Annotated in this window: 13 protein-coding genes; 8 read left to right on the forward strand and 5 right to left on the reverse strand. The window is 47.5% G+C overall.

All coding sequences use genetic code 11. The features are described 5' to 3' along the window. The first annotated feature begins 50 nt into the window (after positions 1 to 50). The 5 genes from IQ256_RS09475 to IQ256_RS09495 all read left to right on the forward strand — a co-directional run bounded on the left by IQ256_RS09475 (position 51) and on the right by IQ256_RS09495 (position 2,361). Entirely contained in the window at positions 51 to 377 is a 327-nt protein-coding gene (locus IQ256_RS09475) for a nucleotidyltransferase family protein (protein ID WP_193855300.1), read from the forward strand. Continuing rightward, positions 349 to 747, forward strand: coding sequence for a DUF86 domain-containing protein (locus tag IQ256_RS09480; protein ID WP_193855301.1), 399 nt, complete (start codon positions 349 to 351; stop codon positions 745 to 747). Before IQ256_RS09475 ends, IQ256_RS09480 begins: the two co-directional genes overlap by 29 nt. A gap of 176 nt (positions 748 to 923) precedes the next feature. After that, entirely contained in the window at positions 924 to 1,100 is a 177-nt protein-coding gene (locus tag IQ256_RS09485; RefSeq protein ID WP_193855302.1) for a hypothetical protein, read from the forward strand. Positions 1,101 to 1,346: 246 nt separating this feature from the next. Further along, positions 1,347 to 1,667 (forward strand): YkvA family protein, encoded by a 321-nt coding sequence (locus IQ256_RS09490; RefSeq protein ID WP_193855303.1) that lies wholly within the window; start codon positions 1,347 to 1,349, stop codon positions 1,665 to 1,667. 109 nt (positions 1,668 to 1,776) lie between these two features. Beyond that, complete coding sequence (locus tag IQ256_RS09495; RefSeq protein WP_193855304.1) at positions 1,777 to 2,361, forward strand: hypothetical protein; 585 nt, start codon at positions 1,777 to 1,779, stop codon at positions 2,359 to 2,361. A 76-nt stretch (positions 2,362 to 2,437) separates the two neighbouring features. Here IQ256_RS09495 and IQ256_RS09500 read toward each other — a convergent pair whose 3' ends face one another. Both IQ256_RS09500 and IQ256_RS09505 read right to left on the reverse strand, forming a co-directional pair. Beyond that, positions 2,438 to 2,614: a protochlorophyllide oxidoreductase gene (locus IQ256_RS09500; protein WP_193855305.1), complete on the reverse strand. Its 177-nt coding sequence runs from the start codon at positions 2,612 to 2,614 to the stop codon at positions 2,438 to 2,440. Between the two features lie 103 nt (positions 2,615 to 2,717). Then, positions 2,718 to 5,243 carry an EAL domain-containing protein gene (locus tag IQ256_RS09505; protein ID WP_193855306.1) on the reverse strand — a complete coding sequence of 842 codons (2,526 nt, stop codon included), beginning with the start codon at positions 5,241 to 5,243 and terminating at the stop codon, positions 2,718 to 2,720. A 461-nt stretch (positions 5,244 to 5,704) separates the two neighbouring features. On the opposite strand from IQ256_RS09505, the gene IQ256_RS09510 reads away from it, so the two are divergent. Continuing rightward, positions 5,705 to 5,875, forward strand: coding sequence for a hypothetical protein (locus tag IQ256_RS09510; RefSeq protein WP_193855307.1), 171 nt, complete (start codon positions 5,705 to 5,707; stop codon positions 5,873 to 5,875). 138 nt (positions 5,876 to 6,013) lie between these two features. Here IQ256_RS09510 and dnaK read toward each other — a convergent pair whose 3' ends face one another. Continuing rightward, complete coding sequence (gene dnaK / locus IQ256_RS09515; protein WP_193855308.1) at positions 6,014 to 7,921, reverse strand: molecular chaperone DnaK; 1,908 nt, start codon at positions 7,919 to 7,921, stop codon at positions 6,014 to 6,016. Between the two features lie 231 nt (positions 7,922 to 8,152). Here dnaK and IQ256_RS09520 point away from each other — a divergent pair, with 231 nt between their 5' ends. Further along, positions 8,153 to 8,392, forward strand: a complete 240-nt coding sequence (locus IQ256_RS09520; RefSeq protein ID WP_193855309.1) for a hypothetical protein — start codon at positions 8,153 to 8,155, stop codon at positions 8,390 to 8,392. Then, positions 8,383 to 8,772, forward strand: coding sequence for a PIN domain-containing protein (locus IQ256_RS09525; RefSeq protein WP_193855310.1), 390 nt, complete (start codon positions 8,383 to 8,385; stop codon positions 8,770 to 8,772). The genes IQ256_RS09520 and IQ256_RS09525 overlap by 10 nt, the downstream gene beginning before the upstream one ends. 141 nt (positions 8,773 to 8,913) lie before the next feature. Here IQ256_RS09525 and IQ256_RS09530 read toward each other — a convergent pair whose 3' ends face one another. Next, positions 8,914 to 10,194, reverse strand: coding sequence for a hypothetical protein (locus IQ256_RS09530; RefSeq protein ID WP_193855311.1), 1,281 nt, complete (start codon positions 10,192 to 10,194; stop codon positions 8,914 to 8,916). Positions 10,195 to 10,216: 22 nt separating this feature from the next. Next, positions 10,217 to 10,419, reverse strand: a 203-nt coding sequence (locus tag IQ256_RS29535) for a hypothetical protein (protein WP_228024724.1), incomplete at its 5' end; no start/stop codon positions are given.

Here is a 10,419-nt window from a genome sequence, read left to right on the forward strand (position 1 = left end):
ACTGAGAACCGAGTCGAGCAGAGGCATAGTTGTACAGAAGACATAGCTATATGGAGAAAGAAGTTCTTGACCAGGAAAACCTACAGCAACTGTTAAGAGAGTTCAAGCAGAGGAGAGGCTCAGCGCTGAATTTACGTGCTTTAGGCTACTTCGGCTCTTATGCCCGCCAGGAAGCAAGACCTGATAGTGACGTTGATATTGTGTTCGAGACCGATAGTCCAAACTTGTTTATGACTGCTCGTCTTCGAGAAGAACTGGTAGAAGTCTTAGGAAGATCAGTAGATGTTATCCGCTATCGAGAGCGTATGAGCCCTCGGTTTAAAGCTCGTTTGGAAAAAGAATCAATCTATGTATGCGAAGAGCGAGCTAATAGATAGACTGAAGCGAATTCTAGAAGCTACAGAGCTAATTCCTGAGAGATTTCAGAGTATCTCTAAGCCTGAAGATTTTTTGACTACTTCGACAGGGAAAGAGCATCTAGACTCGATCTGTATGGTGCTATTGGCAGTAGGTGAATCTTTTAAGCAAATCGATCAAAGAACGGAAGGAAAGCTGCTATCCAATTATCCAGATATTCCATGGCGAGACATCATGGCGCTGAGAAATATCCTCGCTCATGTTTACTTTGAAATAGATGAAGAAGAAATTTACAGCGTGTGCGAGGCTGATATCAAGCCTTTACTTGACACTATTCGTCGCATGATAAAGGACTTAGAACGTAACCGCTTCGCCGAATGGCTACTGTGAGTTTGGTGATAGCAATGCCTTCAATGCAACAAGATTAATGCTGTTCAGTATTGTCTCATCTGAAACTTAATCCAGCATAGGACGGCATTCGGACAGTCTCTCTATTGTGAAAAATGTAAATGGTGATAGCGCCTACCGTCTTTGAGTTAGCGCCACACTGCATTGAGGCTACTAAGATGAAACGTTTTCTGTTCTCTGTATTAACTGTTGTCATGTTCACAACCCTATCGGCGGCTTCTGCAAGTGCAGGGCAGGTTAATTTGGGTAACCCCGTAGCCGATCTGAATAATGATGGCAAAGTGACACTGCATGAAGTAGCCAGCTACAACCGAGACCAGAGAGATAAAAGCTGAAGAATTTGTCAAAGCCCTGAGCCAAAATATCAGCATCTTGGTTGTAGGTAGGCGATCGCATGATAGCTAGCTTCGATCTGGCAGTGATTCCTCTATCGGTCTCGCCTAGGCATTGCTATGTTCGGTTAACCGTCCGCTTCTAGACAACCGCCCCGTCCAAGGTTCGGCGTATCTTCCACACCTGACGGCGCTTGCCTCATCTGCGATTATAGAACTGTTGAAACAAAGCCCTCACTCAAACAGCAGATGAAACAACAACTCTCTGGCGCTCTTCACAACTGGTATCGCAAAGCTCTTAAACACGATAGGTATCGCTGGCTCGTCATCTTTGGGACTCTGTTCTACTTAGTCAGTCCGCTCGATATCTCCCCTGATGCAATTCCTTTGATTGGCTGGATTGACGATGGTATTGTCGCTAGCCTTTTGATTTCGGAAATCAGTCAGCTTTTGACCGAAGCGCTGAAGAAAAGACAGCTTTTTAACAACACTATCAAGACAGAACTAGAAACTGTCATGGATACTGACAACGTTAAGACCATCAACGTAGAGGCTGTCACCGTTAGCTGAGGCGCTGCGCTAGGACGAAGGTGAGGGCACTAAATCTTTTCTCAACCTCTTTTCATACTTTCCCGTTCAATTGTTTTCCCGTTCAACTGTCTTAACTAAGGAACAAACCATGACTTACACACAAGAAACTTTCTCTAATCTTTCAGAGTCTGCTGCCACGGAGCCAACGACTGCCGAAAAACTCAAGACGCTGGCTAAAGAAAGCTCTCAGCGTGCCCAGCGGATTTCTAGCATTCTCAAGCAGGCTTTTTCAGAGACTCGTGAAGAGTTTCAGGCTGGACGCACTGTAATCAGCCCAATTGCTAAGGAAGTGACTACTGAAGCGGTTTCTACCTTCAAATCAAAAAGTCAGCAGGCGGCTGAAGCGGTTAATCAAGTATGGCAAGAGGAAGAGAGCACGCCGGACTTTACCGATCGCTTGATTAAAGTGCTTAAAACTGTGGCAAGCGCTGCCAAAGCAAAACTATTTCCTCAGATCAAAGCGCAGACTCAAAAGCAGGCGAGTAGACTAGATGTTCTGCTAGGCGATCGCTACGGTGAGCAGTACATCACCCTCAAAGATCGATTCGGACAGGTACGTGCCTGGGTCAATGTCTCTCAGCCAGTGGCCGAAAGCACAGCTACTGAGAACATTAGAGATACTGCACCCAAGACAGCTACTGTCATTGAAGTAGACAGCAAAGTTATCAACTAGTGCTTTCGATCTTTTAGATGTTTCTCACACATCTTTAGCCCACTGGCGGAGCGTAGAGCTTCACTAGTGGGCTTTCTTATTGCTTACGGCCAAACTGCTGCTTGGCTTCTTTATACACTGACTCGGAAATTGTAGAGATCTCTCTTTCTCTTGCAAACTTCTCTATCTTCTTGCGGGCTGCGGGTCTTACAAAGAAGGGAATTTCCTTCAATAGCGCTTCGGCCTCTGTCGTCCACTCTACTGAACTCGCCATAAAATCTAACTACCCTAGCTGTTGTTCTGATCAAAATAGCACGTAGATCATCGGTTGTAGGCTTTAATCTCTATCAGGTGAAAGCTTTTAGACGGCTAGAGTTTCAAGCTGCTCGATCATCAATTAGCCAGTTTTTATTCATCTCAATCAAACGGGTGGCCTCTTCTTCTGGCAGCGGCTTCGCAAAGTAATAGCCCTGACCATAGTTACACTTTAAAGCCTGTAAGACAGCCAGCTGCGCTGCGGTTTCAATCCCTTCTGCAATTACATCCATCCCTAGCTGATGGCCTAAGCTGATGATTGTTTTGACGATCTCACCATCTTCATTAGCCGTTGCCTCCATGCGTCCCACAAAAGACTGATCGACCTTTAGTGTATCTGTCTGAATCTGATGCAAATAGCTCAGCGAAGAATATCCGGTGCCAAAATCATCTAAACTCAGCTTCAGATTCAAAGCCTTAAGCTTAGCGAGCTGGTCGATGGTATCACCCACGTCCTCCATCGCGGCACTTTCAGTCAGCTCTAATTTCAAACTGTGCCCATCAAGCTTCGTTCTAGCTAAAATCGCTGCTACCTCTTCGGTCAAGTTAGGCTGATTAAACTGCTTGATCGATAGATTGACGCTGACCATTAGGTCTCTAGCAGCGGCAAACTGGTGCTGCCAATGGTACATTTGCTGACAGGCAGCTTCTAGAATCCACCGGCCCATCGGGATGATCAGGCCGGTCTCTTCTGCTGTTGAAATAAAAGCCTGCGGTGACACAAATCCTTTTTGTGGATGCTGCCACCGAACCAACGCCTCAAACCCAGCTAAATATCCTGTTCGCAAGTCTACAATCGGCTGATAGTACAAAAGGAATTCTCGCCGCTCGATGGCCTGACGCAGTTGAGCTTCTATCTCAAAGCGCTCTACGGCTTGCGATCGCATCTCTGGATCAAAAATTTCATAGCGATCTTTACCTAATACTCGCGATCGCGTCATTGCCCTTAGCGCATCTTGTAGCAGCATCTCCGCCTGCTCTGACGACTCATCCTGGCTCAGCGCAATACCGATACTAAAGCTGTTAGTCATTGTCTGCTTGTCAACGGTGGAAGGTGACTCAAACTCGCTGTACAACTGCTCTGCTACCTGAGCAGCCTGACTGGCACCAGCGACAGGAAGCAATACGGCAAACTCGTCATCTCCTAGCCTAGCCAAACTATGCTGTAACGGCAGGACTGTTCTAATTCGCTGAGCTAGATGAATCAACAGCCGATCGCCGAAGTGGTGACCAAACCTTTCATTAATTGCCTTAAAGTGATCCACATCTAAAGTCAGCACGGCTAAGGAAAGATCAGCATTAGTGCCTTTTTTATTAGCAAGCGATCGCCTTAGCCTCTGAACAAACAATGTCCGATTAGGCAGACCCGTCAGCGAATCATAAAAAGATTGGTAAAAGACCTGGTACGTAATCAACCCGCCTCCGGCTAGTAGAAAACCTATAGCAGGCGCTGCAAAAGGGATCCAGCCTGTCAAGCTAAAAGCAACTAGCGTACATCCCGTCAAGGCAAGTAAACCAGCTACTAGTCCCACACCCAAAAGGACAGACCGCCTCATCTGCCATACCAACAGACCGCCAGCTAGCGACCACAGCCAAATCCAGCCGATCTCTACCGAATTGGCACAGTACCAAAAAACACTGTTTTCCCCTAAAACACTGCTTAATATCTGACTGACAATCTGAGCATGTACTATCACTCCAGACATCACATGTTCGTCGTCTTGGCCCGAACTATACGGCGTGTAGAAAAAGTCTTTTTTACTAGGCGCTGTCACCCCGATTAAAACGATCTTATCTTCTATCCAGTCAGGATCGACTTCTCCTGCTAGCATCTCTGTCAAAGTCACTGTACGCGCCACCCGATCGGCAGATCGATAGTTCAGCAAAATCTGGTAGCCGCCCGCATCGACAGCTTCATAACCGCCCGAATTAGGTGTTAAAGCCGAGAAAGTCTTTTCTCCGATTGTCAATTTCTCGCGGTCAACCGCAAACTTGTAGCCCTTAGGCTCTAAATACTTCAGCGCTAGCTGTAGTGCAAAGGAATATAGTGGTTTTTGCTCAACCTGCGCGTACAGAAGTCCTCGGCGTAAGATCCCGTCATTATCGATCGGAAATTCGTTAAAGCCAACTTGATCGTTTGGCATGCCTGGCGGTGGCGGAATGGCATCATCAGCGCTTATTCCTAAACTGGTAATAGCGACTATATTGGGCTGATCGAGCGCAGCGCGCAGCGCTAACTGACCATCGCCATGAGAAATATTGCGGTAGATATCTAGCCCAATGACTTTAGGGGAATAAGACTGAAGTTCGTTTAAAAGGTTAGCTAGCGTCTGATCAGACATCGGCCATTCACTTTGACGGCTAACATCTTGCTCGGTTACTTCGACAATTAGCAAGCGAGGATCTGGCCCTTTATCAGGTCGTAACCGCAGCATGTAGTCATAAGTCAGCAGCTCTAGAGACTGTACTGCTCCTATCTGCCGCAACCCTAGCAATAGCAGCGTAACGATCACACTAGCTAGCCAATAGGGCTGGCTTTGCAGCCGCCTACACAGCCGTTTGGATAGTCTCCTAAAATTGGCAGTCACCGATTTAAACGCTCCCAAACACTGGCGCAAACCCTAGGTGAAGAGGTTCCCTTCGAGCAGACAGGCAGATGATACGCAGTATTAAACAATATTTTCCACTTGAATGAATGAGCTCAACTATAGCTAAAGTCAGCCGTAGTTTTGATGATTGGTAGTAATCTATACCGGCGTCCACAGTGATCTTGACCGCTACAGCATTTCTTGCGGCATACTCGCCTCAGTCTACGCGCGCTAGCGAGCCGCTTAGCTCAATGGGATCAACTCACCCGTTAGAAACTATACGAGTCATTCGCGTTCCTCTCATACGTTCCTCTCATACATAGAGGAACCTCCTCTATAAGAGAATCGCTCATTGTGAAAACAGTCCGGTTGACTAGATTATTGATCATTGACTGGGGAGGCGATCGCTGGTGACAATGATTGAGCAATACATCTCAAGCAATACATCTAAAAGGACAGCTATGGCCAACCTTCAGCCGACTAAAGTGCCCAATATGCAGCGGCCAAAGAAAGGATTTAATGAATACGCAGAGCAGCTCAACGGCAGAGCAGCGATGGTTGGTTTTATGGCACTAATCCTCATAGAACTGATCACTGGCAAGGGGCTATTAACTCTAATTGGCCTCAAGTAAGAATAGAAAAGCACAGGTAGAACTATCCACCTGTGCTTGCTCGCTATATTGTTCGATTGCTATACACTGCCATCACTCTTAGCAGCAGACGAGTGCGCGTCTATGGTGAAGGCGATCGCGCACTAACACTAGAGCTGCCTACTTCTCAGTTTCAGAGAATTCAGCATCAATGACATCGTCTTCGCCACCTGTAGAAGCTTCGCCATCCGCTGCATCTTCAGGCGCTGCATCGGCATCTGGCGCGTCACCGCCCTGCTGATACAGATTGCTACTAAGGGCATAGAGCGCCTGCTGTAGGGCCTCCATGTCCGACTTAATTTTGTCGTCGTCCTCAGCAGCAAGGGCTTCTTTCAGCTCTTTGATTTGAGCCTCAATCTTCTCCTTGTCTTCAGCCGGGACTTTATCCCCTAACTCCTCGACCTGCTTTTCAGCCTGATAAGCTAAGGAGTCAGCCTGATTCTTTCGATCGATCCGCTCGCGTCGCTCTTTATCAGCATCCGCGTTGGACTCTGCATCTTTGACCATTTGATCTACTTCAGTATCAGACAGCGTAGAGGCTCCAGTAATGCTGATGGACTGCTCTTTGCCTGATCCTTTGTCCTTTGCAGTGACGTTCAAGATGCCGTTAGCGTCGATGTCAAAAGTCACTTCGATTTGCGGGACGCCGCGCTGAGCTGGAGGAATACCGTCTAGGCGGAAAGTTCCTAAGCTCTTATTGTCGCTAGACATTTCACGCTCACCCTGTAGAACATGAATTTCTACATTGGTCTGGCCGTCTACCGCCGTCGAGAACACCTCAGACTTCTTGGTAGGAATGGTGGTGTTGCGGTTGATCAGCTTGGTCATGACGCCGCCTAGAGTTTCTACACCCAGCGACAGCGGTGTTACATCTAGCAGCAAGATGTCTTTGACTTCACCTGCCAAGACGCCACCTTGAATAGCCGCGCCAATCGCAACCACTTCATCAGGGTTAACGGTCTGGTTAGGTGCTTTACCCAAAATCTTCTCAACCAATTGCTGAACCGCCGGAATGCGGGTAGAGCCACCTACTAAGACGACTTCATCGATATCAGACTTGCCGAGCTTGGCATCTTTAAGCGCATTCTGAACGGGTACGCCACAGCGATCGATCAAATCAGAGCAAAGCTCTTCAAACTTAGCCCGAGTCAGCGTAGTCTCTAAGTGCTTAGGCCCGTCTTGAGTTGCGGTAATAAACGGTAAGTTGACTTCGGCTTGACTAACGCTAGAGAGTTCGATTTTGGCTTTCTCAGCCGCTTCAGTCAGACGCTGTAGTGCCTGCTTGTCTTTGCGAAGGTCAATGCCTTCTTTGTTCTGAAAGTCTTGAGCCAGGTAGTCAACCAGCTTCTTGTCGAAGTCGTCACCACCCAAGTGAGTATCACCAGAGGTTGCCAGGACTTCAAAGACACCGTCGCCAACTTCTAGAATAGAAACGTCAAACGTACCACCACCCAAGTCAAAGACCAGGATAGTTTCGTTGCTCTTCTTATCTAGACCGTAAGCCAGCGCAGCGGCTGTGGGCTCGTTGATAATCCGCAGCACTTCAACGCCTGCGACTTTACCAGCATCTTTAGTTGCCTGACGCTGAGAGTCGTTAAAGTAAGCAGGAACCGTGATCACAGCCTGAGTAACTTTCTCGCCGAGGTACTTACTAGCGTCATCTACTAGCTTGCGTAAGACTTGAGCGGAGATTTCTTCAGGCGCATACTGCTTGCCGTCAGACGTTTCGATTTTGACATTGCCGCCTACTTTCGCAATTTTGTAGGGGACTTCGCTCGATTCGTTATTGACTTCGTCGTACTGGCGGCCAATAAAGCGCTTAACTGAATAAAGGGTGTTTTCTGGGTTCATTACCGCCTGACGCTTGGCGATCTGACCCACAAGGCGATCGCCATTTTTCGCGTAGGCGACGACTGAAGGTGTAGTACGAAAACCTTCGGCGTTAGCAATTACAGAAGGCTTACCGCCCTCCATGACTGCGACTACCGAGTTTGTGGTTCCAAGGTCGATTCCGACGACTTTTCCCATGTGTATGCTCCGATCTGGATAGTTATAGAGGTTTGCTCAAAAGGTTATCTCTATAGTGCTTAATCACAGGTGGTTTGCTGAAGGGGGGGTTACCGAACCGGAGGTGTGGGTGTGTCGGGGCTTCTATATCGAAATAGAATCAGAATGACTCGAATGGAGGAACAGAGCGCAAAATAGAGATCGGCTAGCCATGAATGGCGATCGCAGCCTCCTCACTCGTTGGAAGTAAACATGATCCAAACTATCAAAGCCAAAGCAACTGTCCAACCTGGTGGCCTAGTTGAAGTGCATTCAGATGAATTACCGGAAGGGGCTACTGTGGAAGTCATCGTACTGGTAGAAGCAGCCTCTGAAGAGCCGAAAAAGCCTTTGAAAAACCTGAGTGACTTTATAGGAGCTGCTAAAGGTAGCTTTTCCAGCGTTGCCGAAATTGATGCTTACATTCGACAAGAGCGTGATTCATGGGATTGATACAGCTACTGAAAGGCAACCGTATCTATCTAGACGCCAACATTTGGATTTATGCTTTGGAAAATGTTGCCGAATATAGCGTTTCGCTCACTGCTCTGTTCAAAGCTGCACAGATGTATTCATTGACAATTGTTACTAGTGAACTAACGCTTGCAGAAATCTTGGTTAGGTCTATCAGAGACGGGGATATCCCTAAACAGACAGCCTATATTGAAGCCATCACAGCTACAAGTAACACGACTGCACTGCCTGTGAGTCGTAGCATTCTTTTGGAAGCCGCTAGGGTCAGAGTTAGTACAAAACTAAAATTGCCTGATGCGATTCATGCAGCGACTGCGCTTTCAACCGGCTGCACAACGTTTCTGACTAATGACAAGTAATTTAGAAGCGTCCAAGGCTTACACACATTACTAATGTCGCAAGTTCTGGCGGATTCTGATGCGGAAGCGTGAAATGCTCCTCATAAGCAAAAGCCCCTGACTGCGATGATTTTCAGTCAGGGGGCGATGGTTGGTCTTTGGTTATGCTGCGATCGCAATATCCTCTGCTTCATCTACCAAAGACTCATCTCTGAGTTCAAAGTACAGCTCTAAATTTGCTACCGCGAGCGGCGAAGCTTTGCTTAGGTTCTGAGGGTTGAACGCTGTTAGAGATTCTAAGGCTGCTCTTTCGGCAATATACACTTCGCCCTGTCGCCGCCGCTCTGTACTAAAGGAATAGACGAGGCTTTCATGCAAAGCCTCGGGCACAAAATTAGACTTGGCTTCCTCATAAAGCGAGTACTCAATTGGCTTGTCGTCAGCAGGATCTTCTGTAGCGATGTCATTTTCAGTCTCTTCAGCGTCATCCTCGGTCAGCGCATTGAGTTGATTCATTTCTTCGCTAGAAAGCGTTTTAGACCATTCAATATGATCATTCCAGGCATTGATAGCGACTAAATCGTGATTACGAATTCGAGTAAGTTCTGGAAATAAAAAGTCTAGCTCATCATCAGTTTTGACTTTATCTAAGGTGGCTACAGCGTCTTTACGGATAGTTGCATTGAGACTAATTAGGCGATCGCCCACCGTTTGCCATTCGCCCTGCATTTGATAAGTCATTGCGATCGCTTGCTCAATCACCCACACACATTCGCGCCGACGAACGTAAGCAATCGAACCAATACCGCTCATGAGCTGGCTATTATCATAATCAGACAGAGCCTGAAACATCATATCTCTAGCCGCTTTGACCTCATCGTTGCGCGCCCTCAAGTCCTGCATGGTTACCGCAGAGGCAAGCCGATTCATTGCTTTGTCAAACAAGCCATAAGCTCTCGCTAAAATCGTCCGATGAGCCCTGAACTCTACATCTTCTGATACGTGCTGAATGTGCTCAATTAGTTCAGCGCCCTGGTCTGCAAATACCTGCTTGAGGTCAATAAATCCTTCTCTGACCTCGACTCGCATTTGCTGCACGTCCTTTCTGAGCTTGAGCGTTTGCCAAAGATTCACAGCCGACAGTGCCGCAACGCCCACGACACCTACGCCAATTACCGCCGTAGTCGCTTGCAATGTCGCTACTGAGGCAGAAAGCGCCTTGATTCCCTGGAGTGCTTTATGTCCCTGGTACAGTTGGCCTGCGCCCATCGCCATCGAGGGGATAGCCGTCAGAGGATTAAGTCCCATACCGATAGCGTGTGCGGCAAACTGACCTGTTGCAGCGTCTCGAACCATTCCAATCGGCACGCCTGCTGCTGTCTCAACTGGAATGTATTTCCCGGCAGCGATTCCTGCCTGTATTAGGGGTGAAAAGTTGTACATAGTATCGCTCCTTTTAGTAGATTTATTTGTGTTGGCTAAACGCTGTCGCAGTCAAATCGCTGAGAGCTGTCTCGATGGCCTTTAGCTGAAGGCTCTTTTGTTGAATAAGAGCTGACTCTGTTTCTTTTTGTGCCAAAGTCTCTTTTAGAACACTTTCCTGCTGTTCCAGTAGATTGCACAAAATAGAAATAGACGCGCTTGCTGCTTTATGAAAGTCCTGAGCCT

Source organism: cf. Phormidesmis sp. LEGE 11477, assembly GCF_015207105.1.
Lineage (GTDB): Bacteria > Cyanobacteriota > Cyanobacteriia > Phormidesmidales > Phormidesmidaceae > Phormidesmis.